Source organism: Denitrobaculum tricleocarpae, assembly GCF_007004665.1.
Classification (GTDB): Bacteria; Pseudomonadota; Alphaproteobacteria; order Kiloniellales; family Kiloniellaceae; genus Denitrobaculum; species Denitrobaculum tricleocarpae.
In genome coordinates, this window is sequence record NZ_ML660054.1 from 387,514 (window position 1) to 407,163 (window position 19,650).

A 19,650-nucleotide genomic window follows, 5' to 3' on the forward strand; every position below is an offset into this window, starting at 1 on the left:
CGCCGGTCGCTCGTCAAATCGCGCCGCCGGCAGGGTCTAAACCAAGGGCTGCTGCTGGGTTATGCAGTGGATACCGCCACCACCGAAAGCAATGTCGTTGGCGGCCACAGTGACGACCGAGCGGTTGGGAAAGGCGTCGGCGATGATCTCGTAAGCGCGGGCATCCTGCGCATCCTCGAACGACGGCATAATGATCCCGCCATTCGCGATGTAGAAGTTGATATAGGAGCGGCTGAGGCGTCTGCCGTGATCGTCGTTCATGCGATCCGGCTGCGGCACTTCGATCACCTCGAGCGAACGGCCTTTTGCGTCGACCGCTCCCCGCAGACGGTCAATGTTCTCCTGTAGCGCCGTATAGTTCTCGTCGCTGGGATCATCGCTGGAAAGCGCTAAAACAATCCCGGGCGCCGCAAAGCAGGCAAGGTTATCGACGTGCCCGTCGGTTTCGTCGTCGATTAAGCCCTCGTTCAGCCAGATAATCGTCTCGACGCCCAGATAGGCTCGCAGCTTTTCCTCGATCTTTGAGCGCGTCAGATCCGGATTGCGGTTCGGGTTTAGCAGACACTGCTCACTGGTCAGCAGGCTCCCCTCCCCATCCACATGGATCGCACCGCCCTCAAGGACCATATCCGCCGCGAAGACCGGCAGTCCCAAGTGCTCGAGGATGGCTGTCGCCGTTTGCCGGTCCTTTTCGTATTCGTTGTATTTTTGGCCCCAGGCGTTAAAGCGCCAGGCCACACCGGCCAGTTCGCCCTGCGTATTGGCCAGAAAAGAAGGCCCCGTGTCACGGGTCCAGGAGTCGTCATGGGGAATCGGCAGGCACCCGACCCCGGAACCACAGCGCAAAGAGACTTCGGCCACATCCTGCGGATTGGCGATCATCGTCACAGGTTCGAATTGGGCGATCGCATTGGCCACTTCGGCATAGGCATCCTGAGCCATTTCCAGGCGATCCCCCCAAAGGGCTTCGCGGCACGGCCATGCCATCCAGCATCGGCTGTGAGGCATCCACTCGGCGGGCATGAAGTACCCGTCATCACGTGGCAGAGTCATCTATGCATTTCCTGACGTTTCCGTAACGAGCCGCAAACTCTAGGTGAGCCCGGTTGGAATAGCAATTGGATCAACCACCCCAATCTGGCGCCCGCTTACAGAATAGCGTAAACACCAATAGGTTTGACAGTCCAAAAAAATACAGTCTATGCGAGCAGTTCCGATGAACCTTTTCGAGGGCTTGCCGCCGCCGCCTACTCCGGCGGCAGCTTGAGCTGAAGGTGGAGTTCGCGCAGCCGCTCCATGGGAACTTCGGCGGGCGCCTGCATCATCAGGTCTTCGGCCTTCTGATTCATCGGGAAGGCTACGATTTCACGGATGTTCGGCTCATCCGCCAGGAGCATGACAATCCGGTCGATGCCCGGCGCCGAGCCGCCATGAGGCGGTGCGCCGAACTTCAGGGCCGAGAGCAGACCCGAGAAGCGCTCTTCCACCTCTGACTGGGCATAGCCGGCAATGGCAAAGGCTTTGTACATCACCTCGGGAAGATGGTTCCGGATGGCCCCCGACGAGAGTTCTACGCCGTTGCAGACGATGTCGTACTGATAGGCCTTGATGGTCAGTGGATCCTGGTTCTCAAGGGCGTCCAACCCGCCCTGCGGCATGGAGAAGGGATTATGGCTGAACTCGATCTTGCCGGTGTCTTCATCCAGTTCGAACATGGGGAAATCAACGATCCAGCAGAACCGGAAGCAGTTCTTCTCAAGCAGGTCGAGATCGTCGCCCAGCTTGTTACGCACCGTGCCCGCGAACTTGGCGGCTGCCAGGGCTTTATCGCAGGCGAAGAAGACCGCATCGCCGTCGGCGACGCCCGTCGCGGCCTTGATCTGCTCAATACGATCCGCGTCGAGGTTCTTGGCGATCGGGCCTTTGGCTTCACCGTCCGCAAAATTGATGTAGCCCAGCCCGGCCGCGCCATTGGCCCGCGCCCAGTCGTTCAGCTTGTCGAAGAAACTGCGTGGCTTCCCGCCAGCGCCCGGTGCCGGAATGGCCCGGACAACGGCCCCGGTCTCCACCTGTTTCGCGAAAATTCCGAAGCCGGAGCCGCGGAAAGCTTCCGTCACATCAATGATTTCAATCGGATTGCGCAGGTCGGGCTTATCCGAGCCGTACTTCAGCATTGCCTCGTCAAAGGGAATGCGCGGGAATGGCGCAGGCGTAACGGCCCTGCCATTGGCAAACTCTTCGAAGACGCCGTGCAGAACCGGCTCAATGGCTGCGAAAACATCGTCTTGGGTGACGAAGCTCATCTCGAAGTCGAGCTGGTAAAACTCGCCAGGCGAGCGGTCGGCGCGGCTGTCTTCATCGCGGAAACAAGGGGCAATCTGGAAATAGCGGTCGAAACCGGCCACCATCAGCAGCTGTTTGAACATCTGCGGCGCTTGCGGCAAGGCGTAGAACTTGCCGGGATGAATGCGGCTGGGCACCAGGTAGTCGCGCGCGCCCTCGGGGCTGCTCGCGGTCAGGATCGGTGTCTGAAACTCGGTGAAGTTCTGATCGATCATGCGGCTTCGGATCGAGGAGATCACCTTGCTGCGCAGCAGGATCTTCTCATGCATCTTCTCGCGGCGCAGGTCCAGGTAACGATAGCGCAGGCGGATATCTTCGCCGGCATCTTCATCGGCATTCACCTGAAGTGGCAGCATGTCCGCAGTTGACTGAACCGTCAGCTCATCCACACCGATTTCGATCTGGCCGGTCGGCAGCTTGTCGTTAATGGTTTCCGCCGTCCGCTCGATGACCCGTCCCGTGACCGTGATCACGCTCTCGTTGCGGGCCGACTCGAGCTTCTGGAACAGCGGGCTCGAGATGTCGATGACACATTGCGTGAGACCGAAATTATCCCGCAGATCGACAAACAGAAGCTGGCCGTGATCGCGCTTGCGATGGACCCATCCGGACAGGCGTACGGTTTCACCCGCGTTTGACAGGCGCAATTCTGCACAATTATGCGTGCGATAGGGGTGCATATCGGGTCCTTTGGAACTCTTGGTCACATCAATGGAAAGCGGGGCGAAAGAGGCATCTAACCACCCCTTTTGTCAAGGCCTGGAGGCCGAAATCCCGCTGCCTTCCGGCAGATAAACCGAAGTTAAATTGCTCTTATCCCCGGATCGTTGGCCTTGGCTTTTATCGCCGGGCATTACCGTGTATATCGGTTCCATGACAATTATAGCCGACAATCACGAACTCGCCGCCTTCTGCGCACGTCAGGAAACCGCAGACTATATCGCGGTCGACACAGAATTTCTGCGCGACACGACCTACTGGCCACAACTTTGCCTTGTACAAATTGGTGGACCGGATGAAGTCGCCGCAATCGACACCTTAGCGCCAGGCATAGACCTGGCGCCGCTTTACGCGCTGATGGACAACCCGGATATTCTGAAGGTTTTTCATTCCGCGCGTCAGGACCTCGAGATCTTCTACAACCTGATGGGTCATGTGCCCGGTCCCGTGTTCGACACCCAGGTTGCCGCCATGGTCTGCGGGTTCGGTGATTCCGTCGGCTACGACACCCTGATCCGCAAACTGACCGGGGAACACATCGACAAATCCTCGCGCTTCGCCGACTGGTCGCACCGGCCGCTCTCAGCCAAGCAGCTGAACTATGCCCTCTCGGACGTTATTCATCTTCGCCCGGCCTTCGAAAAGTTGAAACGCAGGGTCGATAACTCGGGGCGTGCCGCCTGGCTGGACGAGGAAATGGCGACCCTGACCAGTGACAACACCTATAAGATGGACCCCGAAAATGCCTGGGCGCGCCTGAAAACCCGCTCAAGCGATCCCCGCTATTTCGCCATTCTGAAAGAACTGGCGGCCTGGCGGGAGCGCGAGGCCCAGCGGCGGAATACCCCCCGCAACCGGGTCCTGCGGGATGAACAGCTCTTTGACATTGCCGCGCACCGGCCGACCGACGCCGATGCCTTGGGCCGGACACGCGGCCTGTCCCGCGACGTCGCCAACGGCCGAATCGGCCAGGGCATCCTGACTGCGATCAACAAGGGCCTCGCCGTCCCGAAAACCGACTGCCCTTCCCCGCCCCGCAAACCGGATCTCCCGAACGGACTGGGGCCGGTGATCGACCTGCTCAAGGTCCTGCTCAAAATGAAGTGCGAGAAGCACGACGTTGCCCAAAAGCTGATCGCCAACTCCGCCGACCTGGAATACATCGCCGCGGACGACAACGCGCCCGTGGCCGCGCTGAGCGGCTGGCGCCGCGAACTCTTTGGCGATGATGCCCTGGCTCTCAAGAACGGCCGCCTGGCCCTGACCACGCGCAATCGCAAGATCCGTGTCGTGCCGTTAGGGTCCGGGGAAGACGCGAGTTAGCTGCCCCATGCGCCGGTTGATAACGGGATTTCTGGTTCCGCTGATCGCCTCCGCGCATCTGTCCGGAGCGGCCGCCGACACGCAACCGACACCCGGTTATCGGCTCGCCGATGCACCAGTTTTGAGCATGCCGGTCGATTGCACCGACAAAGACTTCTGTTCCGTACAGAATTACATAGATTTTGACCCCGGTCCCGGCGCACTGGATCACACCTGCGGTCCTCTGACCTATAACGGGCACAAAGGTATCGATATCCGCTTGAGGTCGATCGCCACGATGGAACGCGGCGTAGCTGTCTTGGCCGCCGCGGATGGAACGGTCATCGCAAGTCGCAACGACATTCCCGATCGGCTGCTCAAACAGGTCGAGATCCCCCAAGCCCTGAAGGGCCCGGTCATGCCCAGCAACTCCGTTTCCATCTATCACGGCAACGGCTGGACAACCCATTACACGCACTTGCGTCAGGGCAGTGTCCGGGTCCGCAACGGACAGAAACTGAAGCGCGGCGAGCCACTCGGCCTGATCGGCGCATCCGGCACGACGAGCTTTCCGCATCTGCACTTTATATTGACCCACCATCAGGACGTGATTGACCCTTACAGCGGCAGGCTGCCGGGAAGCGGCTGCGGTGTGAGCGCTCATCATTCTTTCTGGGACGACGAAGCGGCGGAGATTCTGGCCTACCGCCCCTCAGGCGTGCTCAATGCGGGTTTTGACCAGATCGCACCTTCAATGGCGAGGGTACAACGCGGCCTGCAAAAAAATGAACGCCTGCCGGCGACGGCCGAACAACTGGTATTCTGGACTCAAATCTGGGGCCTTCGCCGCAGTGACCGCGTCCGGATGCGCCTCTACGATGCGGATGGCGCGGTTTTGACAGAGACGATCCAACGCGCCGAGAGAGACAGTCCGGTCAGCCTATGGTACCTGCCGCGCCGCCGCGGCACAGATGCCTGGCCAGCGGGAACCTACAAAGGCGAGTACTTTCTTGAACGTCCGGTCGCGCCGGACAGCGAAAAGTTCGACGAAGTTCTCAAGATCATCAGAAAAATCGAAATTCGCTGACCGGTTCTTCCTCCAGATCCGGTTTAGTCCTCGACGACGACCCCCGCCTTCAATTCCAAGACGTCCGCCAGGGCCTTCAGGCGGCGCTCGACCACATCTCCCGCCAGGATCGAACCATCTGACGGCAACACCAGGTTTACACGGTTGGGTTTCATGGCCAGGGATGTACGCTCCAGAATCCCACGCATCCCACCGGACAGCATGAATGCGAGGCGCAGCCCCAATCCCAGGCTTTGAGCGCGGCGCAGCATCTTCGGCTTCATCAAAGGCAGAATCGACGCGACCCTGCGCGAGTTGAGCGCGCCGCCATAGCGCAGGAAGACCGCGTAAGCCATGAAGGCGCGGCCACTGTGGTTCACTCCGATGAAGGGGTGGTGCAGGATTCGGAACAGGGCCTGTTCGGCCCGGTATTCGGGATGTTCACGCCACGCAAAATCCGACAGGTGGCAAGCGGCAAGACGCAGCAACGCTTCCTCTTTATCTTCATTCTCAAAGAGCGGCGCGGACCAGTCGGCGAGTGGCTGTCCAAGGTCGGGGAAGCGCCCTTCGCGCTCCGAGATATCCTGCGCAATCGCAATAAGCGGATCCTTGGCCTGTTCTTTCTTGGGCAAAAGATCGTAAAGGTGGCCCTCGCGCAAACCACAGGACGAAAAGACAATTCGCTTGAAGCGGCTGCGCCGCAGGACCTGCTCCAACACCAGAGCTCCGAACGGAAGGGTCTCAACACGCCGCCTGTTCACGCCGGAGGTTTGAGTGAGGGACTCCGCCCCCAGGCCGCTGACCAGCGACGCCAGACTCTGGAGCGCATCGCTTTGCATTTCGTAGCCGTGAACGACGGTCAGTGGGTATTTCGTTTGCTTGATATGGATGCGGGCCAAACCGCGCCATGATCCGCCGACGGGGTAAAAGGTGCGGCCTTTTGCTTCCGTCAGCCACTCGACAGTCTCGAGCTGCCGGTTGATCTCCGCCTTGGCTGCCTTGCGGTCGCCGTGGCAGAGTTCGATCAGCCGCAAGGGCCCCAGTCCCAACGTTGCCGAGCGGCCGATCTTACCGCCCTTCAGCTCCACAAGCTCAAGACTGCCGCCGCCCAGGTCGCCCATTATGCCGTCCGCGTCAGGCATACCCGAGATCACGCCAAGAGCCGATAAACGCGCCTCCGCCTTGCCGCTCAGGACCTGGACTTCCAGTCCGAAGCGTTCCGCGATCTGCCCGACGAAATCGGCACCGTTGTCAGCTTCGCGCACGGCCGCCGTTGCCAGAAGCGTCAGCTCCGTCACGCCCATGGAGCGGACAAGGCCGGTGAAACGCGCCAGATTGGTGAGCGCGGAAACGACGCCATCCGCGTCCAAACTGCCGGTCCGCTTCAAACCGCGTCCCAGGCCACAGAAAACCTTCTCGTTGAACACCGGTGCCGGTGCCCGTTTGAGAGCATCGAACACAACCAAACGCATCGAGTTGGACCCGATGTCGATCACGGCCACCCGCTCCTCGCCGGCGAACGGCACAGTCTCGACTGCGTGCAAAACCAAATTCCCTCTAATTGCTGTGCTTTTTCTTCAGAACCAATCGCGGCGCTTTCTTGCCCCGCTTGGTTTTCAGCAATGCTGAACCTCGTCCCGAGAGGCTCGGGTTGGTCATGAAGTAAGTGTGTGCAGAAAACGGCTTACGTCCCGGCAGAATGCGCCGGTACTCGCCATCGGACTCCAGAACCCAGCTCTGCGCGTCGTCGTTCAGATTCGCGATCATGATCTGTTCGACGATCTGCCTGTGCGCGGTCGAATTCTCGACCGGAACGCAGGTTTCCACCCGGCGGTCCAGATTCCGCGGCATCAAATCGGCTGACGAGATGTAGACCTTCGACTCGGCTGACGGCAGTCCCTTGCCTGCGCCGAAACAGAAGATCCGGCTATGCTCCAGGAAACGTCCAACGATGGACTTGACCCTGATGTTCTCCGACAGGCCTTTCACCCCGGGCCGCAGGCAGCAGATCCCCCGGATCACCAGATCGATCGAAACACCCGCCTTCGAAGCCTTGTAGAGCCGGTCGATAACCTCAGCATCCACCAGAGAATTGACTTTGATCCAGATGGTCGCCGGACGTTTGGCCTTGGCATGCTCGATCTCGTCGTCAATCAGGCTCAACAGTTGCTGACGCAGGGTCAGCGGCGCGAAGGCGATCTTCTCCATCGGCTTCGGCTTGGCGTAACCGGTCATGTGATTGAAAAGCCGCGAAGCGTCACGGCACAGAGCCGGATCGGTGGAGAAGAAAGAGATATCGGTATAGATCCGCGCCGTGATGGGGTGATAGTTGCCTGTGCCGTAATGGACGTAAGTCCGCAGGTGCGATCCCTCGCGGCGGGCAACCAGCGATATTTTGGCGTGGGTCTTGAGCTGAATAAAGCCGTAGATGACCTGCACCCCGGCCCGCTCCAGATTCCGGGCCCAGCGAATGTTACGCTCCTCGTCGAAGCGGGCCTTGAGCTCCACCAGGGCCGTCACGGATTTGCCCGCCTCGGCCGCTTCGGTCAGCGCCTTGATTATCGGCGAATCCTCGCTGGTTCGGTAAAGCGTCTGTTTGATGGCGACCACGGCAGGGTCCTGCGCCGCCTGACGGATGAACTGCACCACCACATCGAAGCTCTCATAAGGGTGGTGAACCACGAAATCCTTGGCCCGAATGGCCGCGAAACAATCGCCGCCGAAATCCCGGACCCGTTCGGGGAATCTCGGATTATAGGGCGGGAATAGAAGATCGCTGCGGTCCCGCACGATTTGCGTTGCATCGGCAAGCCCCAGCAAGCCATCCAGCTGGAAGACGTCAGCATTGTCCACATCGAGTTCGCGCACCACGAACTCCAGGAGCTCGGGCGGCAAGTTCTTATCGACCGTCAGACGAATCACCGATCCCCTGCGCCGGCGCTTGAGAGCCGTCTCGAACACCCGGACGAGATCCTCGGCCTCTTCTTCCACCTCGATGTCACTGTCGCGCAGAATTCGAAAATATCCGTGTCCCATGACGATGAAGCCGGGAAACAGCATATCGAGGTACAGTCGAACGACCTGTTCCAAGCGAATGTAGCGCAGGTTCTCGCCAGGCAAGCGGATAAAGCGATCGATCTGGGACGGCAGAGGGATCAAGCCATTGATATGTGCGCTGTCCTCGGTCCGGTTGAGCTCCAGAACCATTGAAAAGCCGCGATTCGGCATAAAAGGAAAAGGGTGCGCAGGGTCGATGGCGATCGGCGTCAAAACCGGAAAGATCTGATCCGTAAAATAATCGTCGAGCCAGCTCTTCTCGTCCGGTGTCAGTTCGTCACTGCTCAGCACCGCGACGCCCGCCTGCGCCATCTCCTTTACCAGAGCGCGCCAGGACGCCTGCTGATCCTTCAGCAGTTGCGTTATCCGGTCATTTATCGCAGTGAGTTGCTGTTCAGGCGTCAGACCTTCCGGCGTGCGGGCCGTGACATCGGCGCGCAACTGACCTTTCAGGCCCGCCACCCGAACCATGTAGAATTCGTCCAGATTGCTCGATGAGATCGCCAGAAACCGGACACGCTCCAACACGGGATGCCGTTTGTTTCCGGCTTCCTCCAGGACACGTTCATTAAAGGCCAGCCATGAAAGCTCGCGGTTGATAAAACGCTCCGGCGACTCCATACCGATGTCTTTCCCGGTACGGACTACATTTCCAGATTTATCTTCTGCCACAACGATCTGCGCTGTTTCGTCCACATTCTACCCCATTCGTTCGAGACGCTCTGGGTTCGATCCAGCTAATAGCATACGAGACTGCAGATATTATTACCGTTTTGTGTCAGTCATGCGAGTAAAAGGGCAAACCCGGCAGATTGACACGCACGAGCAACCTGCATGCAAAGCAGCACACGCTCCCGACGCAAAAGTGCCGGGAGCGCGTCTCTCCTACAGCGTGCCCGGGAAGGCGCCGCCGTCCAGCAGGATGTTCTGTCCGGTGATGAAACCGGCATGCTGGCCACATAAAAAAGCGCAGGCTTCACCGAATTCTTCGGGGTAACCGAAGCGCCCGGCAGGGTTGGTCGCAATGCGTTCGTCCCGGACCTCCTCGAGCGGCCGTCCGGTCTTTTTGGAGACCGCCGCCAAGGTTCCCTGAAGACGATCCGTGTCGAAGGGTCCCGGCAGCAAGCCATTGATGGTGACATTGTGACGCACCGTGTTGCGGGCGATCCCGGCAACGAATCCGGTCAGACCGGCCCGGGCGCCATTGGAAAGGCCGAGAATGTCGATGGGCGCCTTAACGGCCCCGGAGGTAATGTTGATGATCCGTCCGAAGCGCCGCTCGATCATGCCGTCGACCGTTGCCTTAATGAGTTCGATTGGAGTCAGCATGTTGGCATCGATCGCCTTGATCCAGTGTTCCCGCTCCCAATCACGGAAGTCGCCCGGCGGCGGACCGCCTGCGTTGTTCACCAGGATATCAGGGTTCGGACAGGCCTCGAGCGCCGCGGCGCGGCCTTCGGGGCTGGTGATGTCAACTGCGACAGCCTTTACGTTAACGCCCGTCGCCTGACGAATTTCCTCGGCGGTCGCTTCCAGCGGTCCTGCCGTCCGCGCCACGATCGTGACATCCACGCCTTCGCGCGCCAGCGACATCGCACAGGCCTTACCGAGGCCTTTACTTGCCGCACAAACCAGCGCGGTCTTGCCGCGAATTCCGAGATCCATGGATTTCCTCCCAATACAAACAAAACATCCTGCCCGGCGTTGTACCGTTGCAGGCCGGCAAAGCAGCCGTCACATCAACTGCGGGCCGATACCGTGAGGCCTCGCAGACATTCTCTCCATAGCATCATCTCACGGGCGCGGCGAAAGACGATCAGATTCCAAGACGTCACGCACCAGGGGGATGGTGATATCGCGCCGTTGCTCCAGCGACGATGCGTCGATCGCCGTCACCAGGGCGCGGGCGCAGGCAAAGGAGCGCTCCATCCTGGGCAGAATGTAGCGCAAGACCTCCGGGCTGACCTTAAGTTGCCGGTCCGCAAACATCTTCACCAGCACCGCCTCGATCAGCAAATCGTCCGGCGCGCCCAATTCGAATACCGGCAGCGTAGACAGGCGCGAGCGCAGATCGGCCAGGCCGCAGCGCCAGCGGGCCGGCGCTTCGCGGCCGCTGACCAGAAGATAACCATCACGCTCGCGCATCATGTTGTAGAGGTGAAACAGCCGGCGCTGCAATTCGGCGCTGGTCGCGAGCGCTTCCTCAACCCCGTCGACGACACAGCAGGTCGCATCGCCGATCAGTTCGGGCGGCTCGTGCTGTGCCAGGGATTGAGCATCGACCTCGACAGCGCCGCTGCTGGCGCGCCAGACCTGACAGAGATGGGACTTGCCGCTGCCGGGCGGGCCACAGAGTGCAATGGCAAAGGCCTGCCATTGCGGCCAGTTGTCGATCACCCCGACCGCCAATTCATTGCTGGGCATCACCAGGAAATCTTCGCGGCCAAGCGCCGGGCGGTGTCCGAGATCGAGCGGGATTTGCGCAGGCCGGCTCATGATTCGGCTTTTTCTTCACTTGAGGCTTCAGGCGCCGCACTTGGGGCATCAGCCGCGGCGGCGGACGCGGCAGGTTCCTGCGCCGCTGCCCGGCCCGTACCCTGATAGTAATGACTGCTCAGATACTGCCCCAGACCGAACCGCACCCCGACACCAATGACCGCAGCGACCGGAACCGCCAGCAGGATACCGACGAAACCAAAGAGCGTGCCGCCCGCCAGCAGACCGAAAATCAGCCAGACCGGGTGCAGCCCGACCTTATCCCCGACCAGATTGGGAGTCAGGATGTAACCCTCGAGCATCTGACCGGCAAAGAAAACCGCGGCAACCGCAATCACCGGGGTCAGGCTGTCGAACTGACCGAGCGCAAGGCCGACTGACAGGGCAAGGCCCACGATCGACCCCACATAGGGCACAATCGATAGAATTCCGGCCGTCATGCCGACGATCAGTCCGAAATCGAGACCGGCAATGCTCAACCCGATGGCATAGAATGCTCCCAGGATCAGGCACACCGTCCCCTGCCCGCGCAGGAAGCCAGAGAGAGTCGAATCGACCTCTTTGACCAGTTCACGGATTTGCTCTGCATGATCGCGCGGCAGCCAGCCGTCGACGCGCTCGACAATCTTGTCCCAATCCCGCAGCAGATAAAAGGAAACCACCGGCGTGATCACCATGAGAGACAGCAGGTTGACGACGGCGACACCGCCGCTCAAGACGCCGACAAAGGCGGTGGTCAGCCAGGAGAAGACATTGTCCGCCGAGCCTAAAACCGCAGACCTGAGCTTTTCCAGCATCTGATCGTCGACCCGCATTTCGATCATGGTCAGCAGCGTCGCGACCTTCGCGCGGGCAAATTCGAGATATCCCGGCAGGTTCTCGAGCAGGCGCGCGGCCTGTCCCACGATCAGCGGAACGAGCAGCAGGATGACCAGCAGGACCACGACCAGGAAGATCAGCGTGACGATTGAAGTCGCGATGGTGCGGGAGGCGCCCATGGCCTCCAGTTTGTCGCAAACCGGATCCAGCAGGTAGGCGATGGCCATGCCGGCCACGAAGGGAAGCAGGACGCTGCTCAGGAAGAACAGCAGAATCAGAAAGACCAAGAGGCCGAAAAACCAGAACCGGATCTGCCGTTCCGCCGTCATAGCGCCAATCCTGTCGTCATCGTCTTCAGAGCTTTAATCAATCTCAAGGGGAGCAATTCGAAGTTCGCGCAAAATTCAGCCAGCCTGTCCGTCGTTATAAAGCGCTAACACGCCGCGGTCACGGGCTTCTGTTTATGCCCTGCGCTGCATCATCACAACCCGTCTGCTCCAGAGATAGACATAGGCGGCACCCGAGGCGAAGGTGGTTGCGGCAACCGTGTAAATCGCGATGTCACAGGCCAGATCCAGCTGACCGTCCAGGCTGAAGCCCTGCGCCGCCAGGACCAGGCCCACCATCACGATCTGTGCCAGGGTATTGAGCTTACTGACGGTCAGGGGTTCCATCTTCAGGCTTCCCGTGACCATAAGAACCAGGAAGGCTCCGCTCACGATCAGGACGTCCCGCAAAACCACGAAACTCACCACCCAGCCCGGGATCTGGCCAAGAAAACCGAGCGTGAGACAGAGGCCGACCACCAGAATTTTATCGGCAATCGGATCCAGGTAGGCACCAAGCTCCGTCACGGCCTTCAGCTTTACCGCCAGATAGCCGTCCAGCGCGTCGGACAGGCCCGCAATGGCAAAGACCCAGAACGCAGCGGTGTACTCTTCAAAGAGAATGAGACCAATAATGACCGGCACCGCAAAGAGCCGCGCGACGGTTATAATATTGGGAAGCCAGGACATACAGGGCGGTTGCTCATTCCACAGGTTGCGGGCTGATCGCGCCGGACGTGCCTCCTGTTGACGGAACCCCTTCAGGTTGAACACCCGTATCGGGATTTATCGGAGCACTCGAACCGGGGACCAGTCGTTCTCCTTGCAGCTGAGAAGCGTCGTTTTGCAGCGCGGTTGGCGAGGAAGGCATTGTAGAACCGCCAGTTACCGGGTTGTCCGCACCGATCAAACGCAACTCCCACACAAGAACTTCGTTCAAGGATAATGTGAGATCATTTTGCCGTAATGCAAGACTCAGTTGCTTTTCATCGCCCGCGTAGGTGATGGACATATCAACCTGCTGTTTCGAAATCGCCTTAACCTGGCTGCTGACAACCGCTGGCACATTCCTCAGGCGTTGCTGGATTTTGACCCAGTCACCGAGCCCGGTCAGGGGCACGTCGACTTCGATTACGCTCTGCACGCCGAACTGAATGACGTTACTGGCCTTCCAGCTTTCCTGGATCAGAGCCTCGAGCGCATCAGAGGCGCGTAACATAAAGGCTTCCAGGGTTTCGCCGGTCTCCTGGCGATAGGTCTCGGCAAGAAAAGGCTGGGACGTCCCATCCGTATCGAAGCGGGTAGTATTGAGTTCGAGTTCTGCCGTTCCACCCTCAACGTCTCCACGCAAAGCGGCGCGGCTGATCAGGACCGAACCGGCGCCATAGCGCTGGGCCAGACCCGAAAGCTTTTGCAGATCGCCGGCCGCAACTTCTTCCGCCGAGATCGAGAGGATATCGCTGAGGTCCCCAAGCGGAACGATCAGCGGAACAAGGCCGTCGCTCACATCCCGGCGCGACCAGACATCCCGCCAATCGTTGCCGTCTTCCCAGAGGACGGCGGTGTCGCCGGTTTCCTGAAGCGGCAGAACCACGACCGGCTTGCTTTTGGTCTCGGCAAAGCCAATCCCGTTGGTCCGGAGCAGGCGCCGGACCTCATCAGGCCGGAACCGGTAGGTAATGTCGGCAAGATAACGGACAGTGGACGTCCGCTCGCGCGCAACCGAGAAATCCACCGTGTAATTGGCAATCTGGCTCGATGTCAGTTGCGGCACCTTCGGCAGATCCTGATTTGGCACCAGTCGCTGCATCAGAAGCGCATAGGCATCGACGTAACCCTTCTCCAGAGCCGCATCGCGGGCGCTGGCCGCCGCCGCCGCAGTGGCGTCGACGGGCACGTTTCTGACCGTAAAGACCTCGGCGGCCATGGCAGTCTCCGGCGGAGCTGCAGCCCAAAGAAGGGCCAGCATCAGGACCGGCGCCGAAAAAAACCTGCTTGTGCTTTTAGTAAAGCGGCGAAACCGCATTGCAAACCGTCCCGGATAAAGTATTTTCGCGTCGCAATCGACGATACAAGGCCTTTTGCCCCACGTCGCCCAACATTACTACGCGAAGACGCCGGAGGACACCATAACAAGCGGATCGAAGCAGGACACCCCGCTGCGCAACACGACACAGCAAAGTTACAAGGCTGCTGGGGTGGACATCGATGCCGGGAATGCCTTGGTTGAAGCCATCAAACCGCTGGCAAAGTCGACCTCGCGCCCTGGTTCAAACGCGGGCCTCGGCGGCTTCGGTGCGTTGTTCGACCTGAAAGCAGCCGGTTTTAAGGACCCCTTGTTGGTCGCCTGCAATGACGGCGTCGGTACGAAACTCATGATCGCCATCGCCGCCGGCCAGCACAGCCGGGTGGGAATCGACCTGGTCGCCATGTGTGTGAACGATCTCGTGGTCCAGGGCGCAGAACCTCTGCTTTTCCTGGATTACTACGCGACCGGTAAGCTCGACGTGGAAACCGGACGGGAGATCATCGCCGGCATCGCCGAGGGCTGCAAACAGGCCAATTGCGCCCTTATCGGCGGCGAAACCGCAGAAATGCCGGGAATGTACGAAGGCGGCGATTATGACCTTGCCGGCTTTGCGGTCGGCGCGGTGGAACGGGAGCAGGTGCTGAGCGAAGACAGGGTCTCCGAAGGCGATGTCGTCCTGGGCCTGGCATCGAGCGGCCTGCACTCCAACGGTTTCTCGCTGGTGCGCAAGGTGATCGCGGACAACGGGCTCGATTACGCGGCCCCCTGCCCCTTCTCATCAGGCCAAAGCCTTGGCGAGGCTCTTCTGGAACCCACCCGAATCTATGTGCGCGGTTGCCTGGACGCGGTCCGCGGCGGCGGCGTGACGGCGCTGGCTCATGTCACCGGCGGCGGCTTCATTGAGAACCTGCCACGGGTCTTACCGGACCATCTGGCAATCGAAATCGAAGGCCTGCCTTGGCAGATGCCGGATGTCTTTCCGTGGCTCGCCGAGCTCGGCGGCATCGTCCCGGAGGAAATGGTCCGGACCTTCAACTGCGGCATCGGCATGGCGGTCGTCTGCGAAGCCGAGAGGGCGGAAGGCGTCACAGAGTGCCTCGAAGCCGCCGGGGAAACGGTGTTTCGGATCGGCCAGGTGGTCGAGAAAGCCGACAACGGGCCAGCCGTCGTTTTCCATGATCTCACCGATGCCTGGCCAAGCGCGAAGGTTCATGCGGCCAGCGATCAGGCCCGGAAATGACGGATCGGCTGAAAGTGGGCGTGGTGATCTCCGGTCGCGGGAGCAACCTGCAGGCCCTGCTCGACGCCTGTGCCCGGCCCGATTTCCCAGCGGAAATCGTTCTGGTGATCTCCAACAATCCGGATGTGGAAGGCCTGCGCCGCGCTGAGCGGGCCGGTGTCGCGACGGAAACCATCAATCACCGTGGCTTCGGTGACCGGCAGAGCTTCGAGCGTGCGCTGACAGCTGCGATGGAGCAAGCGGGCGTCGAACTTGTCTGTCATGCCGGCTTCATGCGGATTGTCACCGCCGATTACCTGGCCCATTGGCATAACCGGCTGATCAACATCCATCCCTCGCTACTACCAGCGTTTCCGGGCTTGGACACCCATCAACGGGCGCTGGACACCGGGGTCAAACTGCACGGCTGCACGGTCCATTACGTGCGCGAGGAAGTCGATGTCGGGCCGATCATCGGGCAGGCTGCCGTTCCAGTCCTGGACGGCGATGACGAAGACGGGCTAGCCGCCCGCGTTCTCACCGCGGAACATCAACTCTATCCCCTCTGCCTCAAACTCGTCGCGGAAGGCCGGGTTCAGGTTGAAGGGGACATCGCGAGAATCCAAGGCCCGGCCGCGGCCAACTCACAGATTTTCTTAAGCCCGGCCAGCTAGCTTGATGGGCCTACCAACGTTTTCTGGGACTTGCGCTGCGAAAAAGCGCCGGGTAAGTTCCGGCATATTATTCCAGCGGCGATAGAGCCTTAGCGAGGGGAATCCGTTCCATGAATGATGACGAAATGCTTGCCGAACACCAACGCGCCTGGGCCGGATTTGTCCGTGTGTCGACGATCTCGACCGCTGCCATCATCGTCCTGCTGATTTTACTGGCCATTGTGACGCTTTAAAGAAAAGCGGCAAACGACTGTAAATAAGAATAAAAAAGGGTGGAACCGTGACCGGTCCCACCCTTTTTTACGTCTAGAGCATGAACTCAGCGCATATCGCTTTTGACTGCGCTAGCCGACAATCTCGTCGTCGGTAAAGAAAAACTTGATCTCTTCAGCCGCCGTCTCAGGTGCGTCCGAACCATGCACCGAGTTTGCTTCGATGGATTCGGCGAATTCGGCACGGATAGTTCCGGGAGCCGCATCGGCCGGATTGGTTGCGCCCATGACTTCACGGTTCTTGGCAATGGCATCCTCGCCCTCAAGCACCTGCACCACGACCGGACCGGAGACCATATAGCTGCAAAGATCCCCGTAGAAGGGGCGCTCTTTATGAACGGCGTAGAAACCCTCGGCCTGAGCCTGAGTCATGTGAATGCGCTTTGAAGCGACCACACGCAGGCCGGCGTCTTCAAACTTGCTGATGATCTTGCCGGTCAGGTTCCGTTTGGTGGCGTCCGGCTTGATGATGGAAAAAGTACGCTCGATGGCCATCTTCTTGGCTCTCCTCGGTTGCTTGAACCCGCAAATGGCGAGCTCCAGGTATGGATAGGCGTTGAATTTCGCGCGCGTTATAACCTCACAGAGATGCCACTGCAATAACTGCGTCACGGCGACCAAGCCGCCGGAACCAGGCCAGGACGCATCGGCGGCCAGCGCGGGCCGGCGGTTCGGATACAGAGGGTCTTTCGCCACCTTTGCCCGCCGTGCTATCACCCCGCCTGTCATGCTGCATATTAAAGAAATAACCCAACGGGTTGAGGGCCGCCTGCTGTTCGATCGGGCCACCGCCGTCGTGCACAAGGGCGAACGGGTCGGCTTCGTCGGCCGCAACGGTTCCGGCAAATCCACCTTGCTGCGCCTCATCATGGGGACGACGCCGCTCGATGGCGGCGATATCGTGGTTCCGAAAGGCGCCAGCGTCGGCACGGTGGCCCAGGACGCGCCCTCGGGTTCGACCTCCCTGATCGACACGGTTTTGGCCGCGGACGTGGAGCGCGCATCGCTGTTGCACGAAGCAGAAACCGCCGAGGATCCGGGACGTATCGCCGAGATTCATGAGCGCCTGGCTACCATCAAGGCGGAAACCGCACCGGCGCGCGCCGCCCGGATTCTGGCCGGCCTTGGCTTCAGCGAAGAAGCCCAGCAGCAGCCCTGTTCTTCGCTCTCCGGCGGTTGGCGCATGCGCGTTGCCCTGGCGGCCTTGCTGTTCACGGAACCGGATCTACTGCTTTTGGACGAGCCGACCAACCACTTGGACCTGGAGGCCACGCTCTGGCTGGAAGGCTACCTCAAGGGCTATCCGGGCACACTGCTGCTGGTTTCCCACGACCGGAATCTCTTGAATAACATCGCACAAAGAACGCTGCATTTAGAACAGCTTAAACTGAATATCTACAACGGAAACTACGATCGCTTCGAGCGCACCCGGCGAGAAAACCAGGAACGCCAGGCGGCCATGCGCACCAAACAGATCGCCGAACGCCGTCATATCGAGAGCTTCGTCGAACGTTTCCGGGCCAAGGCGAGTAAGGCCCGTCAGGCCCAATCGCGCCTCAAGGCCCTGGCCAGGATGGAACCCATCGCCAGTGCGATCGAGGAGCGCACCACGACCTTTGATTTCCCGACCCCGGTACAGCTTTCGCCGCCCCTGATCAATCTGGAAGACGCCGCAGTCGGCTACAGCCAGGACACGCCAGTTCTGACCAATCTCAACCTGCGGATCGATATGGACGACCGGATCGCCCTGCTGGGGGCTAACGGCAACGGAAAATCGACTTTTATCAAACTCTTGGCAACCCGTCTTAAACCAATGACCGGGCGGCTGGTGAAGTCCTCTAAGCTCAAGGTCGGTTACTTTTCCCAGGACCAGGCCGACGAACTGGATCTGAACGGGACCCCGCTGGAGCACATGGCCCGAGCTCTGCCCATGGAGACGGAAACCAAGCTGCGCAGCCATCTCGGCCGTTTCGGCTTCGGTCAGGAGCACGCCACAACCAAGGTCGGAAAGCTCTCGGGTGGCGAGAAAGCCCGCCTGCTCTTCGCCCTGATGACCCGCGACAAGCCCCACGTGCTGCTGCTCGACGAACCGACCAACCATCTGGACGTGGATGCCCGGCAGGCCCTGATCCAGGCCATCAACGGCTTCGACGGAGCAGTGATCCTGGTCTCCCATGACCCGCATCTGATCGAGCTCTCCGCGGACCGGCTCTGGCTGGTGGCGGAGGGTGGCGTTCAGAGCTACGACGGCGATATGGAGAGCTACCGGCAACTGCTTCTGGATCAGCGCCGGGACGAACGCGCCAAAGCCCGGAGCGACCGGCGCGAACGCGAATCAAGCGGGAACGGCTCCAGCCCGGCCAAGCAACAGAATCTGAGTAAGAAGGACAAGCGCAAGGCTGCCGCCGATGCGCGCGCCGCAGCCTCCGACCTGCGCAAGAAGGTCAAGTCGGCGGAACAGAAGGTCGAGCGGCTCGAGCGTCAGAAAAAGGATCTCGAGGTCAAACTGGCCGATCCGAAGTTCTACGATACGTCGACGGCGGATCTTGAAGCCATGCAGATTAGGTTCGGGCAGATTTCAAAGGCGATCGCCGACGCGGAACAGGTCTGGATGGAAGCGCAGAGCGCTTTGGAAGAGGGCTGAAAGCACAGGTGTCCGCTCCCGAACTCTGCCATGTTTTCATGTTTGTGGAGCCGGGTGCACCTGAAGCTGAAGCTCTGGAACGCCTTGGCTTGCGTGAAAGCTACCGCCGGGATCACCCTGGCCAGGGCACAACGAATGTCTGCTATTGCTTCGACAACGCCTTCCTGGAGCTGCTCTGGGTGACCGACAGGGCGGCCATAGTCTCTCCAGTCGTGGCTCGAACCGGTCTGTCTGAGCGCGCGGACTGGCGCGAGAACGGCGCGAACCCCTTTGGCATTGCCCTGCGCGGTGCTCCGGCTGCGCCTTTCCCGACCTGGGACTACAAACCGCCCTATCTTCCGGCCGGAATGTCGATCCCTGTTGCATGTTCGAGTGACGATTCCGCGCAACCGCTCCTTTTCATGTCCCCCGGCAATGCCCGTCCCGACCAATGGCAGGACGGCCGGGCCGGCAATCGCCAGCTTACCGGCGGTCTCAGCGAAATCGCAAAGCTGGAACTCACGCTCGCAGACGGCGTTCCGCTCAGTGACGATCTACAGGCTCTGGTGAATATGGAGATCCTCGAACTTGGCAAGGAAAATGCTGGCTCGGAACCCAGGCTGGTGCTGACAGTCACGAGATCCGATGGTGGTCCGGACCGGCGTCTGGAGCTACCGGCGATGAAGTGGCTCGAAGCCTAAGGT

The 19,650-nt window shown here is 60.2% G+C and carries 17 protein-coding genes; 7 read left to right on the forward strand and 10 right to left on the reverse strand.

Features of this window, described 5'->3' with window-relative positions:
* Window positions 1-36 precede the first annotated feature (36 nt).
* Together aguA and aspS are read right to left on the reverse strand one after the other, a co-directional pair.
* The gene (aguA, locus tag FKG95_RS10860) at window positions 37-1,053 is read right to left on the reverse strand and encodes an agmatine deiminase (RefSeq protein WP_142896369.1); all 1,017 of its coding nucleotides are present in this window, start codon (window positions 1,051-1,053) and stop codon (window positions 37-39) included.
* Between the two features lie 194 nt (window positions 1,054-1,247).
* Window positions 1,248-3,023 carry an aspartate--tRNA ligase gene (gene aspS, locus FKG95_RS10865; RefSeq protein ID WP_142896370.1) on the reverse strand — a complete coding sequence of 592 codons (1,776 nt, stop codon included), beginning with the start codon at window positions 3,021-3,023 and terminating at the stop codon, window positions 1,248-1,250.
* A gap of 193 nt (window positions 3,024-3,216) precedes the next feature.
* Here aspS and rnd point away from each other — a divergent pair, with 193 nt between their 5' ends.
* Both rnd and FKG95_RS10875 read left to right on the forward strand, forming a co-directional pair.
* Window positions 3,217-4,386: a ribonuclease D gene (rnd, locus tag FKG95_RS10870; protein ID WP_142896371.1), complete on the forward strand. Its 1,170-nt coding sequence runs from the start codon at window positions 3,217-3,219 to the stop codon at window positions 4,384-4,386.
* A gap of 7 nt (window positions 4,387-4,393) precedes the next feature.
* On the forward strand, window positions 4,394-5,452 hold the full coding sequence (locus FKG95_RS10875) for a M23 family metallopeptidase (RefSeq protein WP_142896372.1): 1,059 nt from the start codon (window positions 4,394-4,396) through the stop codon (window positions 5,450-5,452).
* Between the two features lie 23 nt (window positions 5,453-5,475).
* Here FKG95_RS10875 and FKG95_RS10880 read toward each other — a convergent pair whose 3' ends face one another.
* The 7 genes from FKG95_RS10880 to FKG95_RS10910 all read right to left on the reverse strand — a co-directional run bounded on the left by FKG95_RS10880 (window position 5,476) and on the right by FKG95_RS10910 (window position 14,098).
* Entirely contained in the window at window positions 5,476-6,975 is a 1,500-nt protein-coding gene (locus FKG95_RS10880) for a Ppx/GppA family phosphatase (protein WP_246116740.1), read from the reverse strand.
* 13 nt (window positions 6,976-6,988) lie between these two features.
* On the reverse strand, window positions 6,989-9,160 hold the full coding sequence (locus tag FKG95_RS10885) for an RNA degradosome polyphosphate kinase (RefSeq protein WP_281281449.1): 2,172 nt from the start codon (window positions 9,158-9,160) through the stop codon (window positions 6,989-6,991).
* A 213-nt stretch (window positions 9,161-9,373) separates the two neighbouring features.
* Window positions 9,374-10,153 (reverse strand): SDR family oxidoreductase, encoded by a 780-nt coding sequence (locus tag FKG95_RS10890; protein WP_142896374.1) that lies wholly within the window; start codon window positions 10,151-10,153, stop codon window positions 9,374-9,376.
* A 129-nt stretch (window positions 10,154-10,282) separates the two neighbouring features.
* Window positions 10,283-10,984 carry an HdaA/DnaA family protein gene (locus tag FKG95_RS10895; protein ID WP_142896375.1) on the reverse strand — a complete coding sequence of 234 codons (702 nt, stop codon included), beginning with the start codon at window positions 10,982-10,984 and terminating at the stop codon, window positions 10,283-10,285.
* Window positions 10,981-12,132 (reverse strand): AI-2E family transporter, encoded by a 1,152-nt coding sequence (locus tag FKG95_RS10900; protein ID WP_142896376.1) that lies wholly within the window; start codon window positions 12,130-12,132, stop codon window positions 10,981-10,983. The genes FKG95_RS10895 and FKG95_RS10900 overlap by 4 nt, the downstream gene beginning before the upstream one ends.
* Window positions 12,133-12,264: 132 nt before the next feature.
* Window positions 12,265-12,819 carry a CDP-alcohol phosphatidyltransferase family protein gene (locus FKG95_RS10905; protein ID WP_142896377.1) on the reverse strand — a complete coding sequence of 185 codons (555 nt, stop codon included), beginning with the start codon at window positions 12,817-12,819 and terminating at the stop codon, window positions 12,265-12,267.
* Window positions 12,820-12,832: 13 nt separating this feature from the next.
* Window positions 12,833-14,098 (reverse strand): DUF2066 domain-containing protein, encoded by a 1,266-nt coding sequence (locus FKG95_RS10910; protein WP_179954045.1) that lies wholly within the window; start codon window positions 14,096-14,098, stop codon window positions 12,833-12,835.
* A 160-nt stretch (window positions 14,099-14,258) separates the two neighbouring features.
* Here FKG95_RS10910 and purM point away from each other — a divergent pair, with 160 nt between their 5' ends.
* The 3 genes from purM (at window position 14,259) to FKG95_RS10925 (ending at window position 16,284) form a co-directional block, all read left to right on the forward strand.
* Complete coding sequence (gene purM / locus FKG95_RS10915) at window positions 14,259-15,398, forward strand: phosphoribosylformylglycinamidine cyclo-ligase (RefSeq protein WP_218940175.1); 1,140 nt, start codon at window positions 14,259-14,261, stop codon at window positions 15,396-15,398.
* On the forward strand, window positions 15,395-16,051 hold the full coding sequence (gene purN / locus FKG95_RS10920) for a phosphoribosylglycinamide formyltransferase (RefSeq protein ID WP_142896379.1): 657 nt from the start codon (window positions 15,395-15,397) through the stop codon (window positions 16,049-16,051). Before purM ends, purN begins: the two co-directional genes overlap by 4 nt.
* 110 nt (window positions 16,052-16,161) lie before the next feature.
* A complete protein-coding gene (locus FKG95_RS10925) occupies window positions 16,162-16,284 on the forward strand; it encodes an aa3-type cytochrome c oxidase subunit IV (RefSeq protein WP_142896380.1) in 123 nt (40 codons plus the stop codon).
* 111 nt (window positions 16,285-16,395) lie between these two features.
* Here the strand turns inward: FKG95_RS10925 and ndk are convergent, their stop codons facing one another.
* The gene (gene ndk, locus FKG95_RS10930; protein ID WP_142896678.1) at window positions 16,396-16,818 is read right to left on the reverse strand and encodes a nucleoside-diphosphate kinase; all 423 of its coding nucleotides are present in this window, start codon (window positions 16,816-16,818) and stop codon (window positions 16,396-16,398) included.
* Window positions 16,819-17,050: 232 nt separating this feature from the next.
* On the opposite strand from ndk, the gene FKG95_RS10935 reads away from it, so the two are divergent.
* Both FKG95_RS10935 and FKG95_RS10940 read left to right on the forward strand, forming a co-directional pair.
* A complete protein-coding gene (locus FKG95_RS10935; RefSeq protein WP_142896381.1) occupies window positions 17,051-18,967 on the forward strand; it encodes an ABC-F family ATP-binding cassette domain-containing protein in 1,917 nt (638 codons plus the stop codon).
* A gap of 8 nt (window positions 18,968-18,975) precedes the next feature.
* Window positions 18,976-19,647 (forward strand): VOC family protein, encoded by a 672-nt coding sequence (locus tag FKG95_RS10940; protein ID WP_142896382.1) that lies wholly within the window; start codon window positions 18,976-18,978, stop codon window positions 19,645-19,647.
* Window positions 19,648-19,650: the final 3 nt, after the last annotated feature.

What these genes read in the sequence shown, in the direction of transcription:
- FKG95_RS10925 (WP_142896380.1), top strand. Translation starts at nt 16,162, where the DNA reads ATGAATGATGACGAAATGCTTGCCGAACACCAACGCGCCTGGGCCGGA.
- FKG95_RS10900 (WP_142896376.1), bottom strand. Translation starts at nt 12,132, where the DNA reads ATGACGGCGGAACGGCAGATCCGGTTCTGGTTTTTCGGCCTCTTGGTC.
- FKG95_RS10905 (WP_142896377.1), bottom strand. Translation starts at nt 12,819, where the DNA reads ATGTCCTGGCTTCCCAATATTATAACCGTCGCGCGGCTCTTTGCGGTG.
- ndk (WP_142896678.1), bottom strand. Translation starts at nt 16,818, where the DNA reads ATGGCCATCGAGCGTACTTTTTCCATCATCAAGCCGGACGCCACCAAA.
- FKG95_RS10890 (WP_142896374.1), bottom strand. Translation starts at nt 10,153, where the DNA reads ATGGATCTCGGAATTCGCGGCAAGACCGCGCTGGTTTGTGCGGCAAGT.
- purN (WP_142896379.1), top strand. Translation starts at nt 15,395, where the DNA reads ATGACGGATCGGCTGAAAGTGGGCGTGGTGATCTCCGGTCGCGGGAGC.
- aspS (WP_142896370.1), bottom strand. Translation starts at nt 3,023, where the DNA reads ATGCACCCCTATCGCACGCATAATTGTGCAGAATTGCGCCTGTCAAAC.
- FKG95_RS10895 (WP_142896375.1), bottom strand. Translation starts at nt 10,984, where the DNA reads ATGAGCCGGCCTGCGCAAATCCCGCTCGATCTCGGACACCGCCCGGCG.
- aguA (WP_142896369.1), bottom strand. Translation starts at nt 1,053, where the DNA reads ATGACTCTGCCACGTGATGACGGGTACTTCATGCCCGCCGAGTGGATG.
- FKG95_RS10910 (WP_179954045.1), bottom strand. Translation starts at nt 14,098, where the DNA reads ATGCTGGCCCTTCTTTGGGCTGCAGCTCCGCCGGAGACTGCCATGGCC.
- FKG95_RS10875 (WP_142896372.1), top strand. Translation starts at nt 4,394, where the DNA reads ATGCGCCGGTTGATAACGGGATTTCTGGTTCCGCTGATCGCCTCCGCG.
- FKG95_RS10935 (WP_142896381.1), top strand. Translation starts at nt 17,051, where the DNA reads ATGCTGCATATTAAAGAAATAACCCAACGGGTTGAGGGCCGCCTGCTG.
- rnd (WP_142896371.1), top strand. Translation starts at nt 3,217, where the DNA reads ATGACAATTATAGCCGACAATCACGAACTCGCCGCCTTCTGCGCACGT.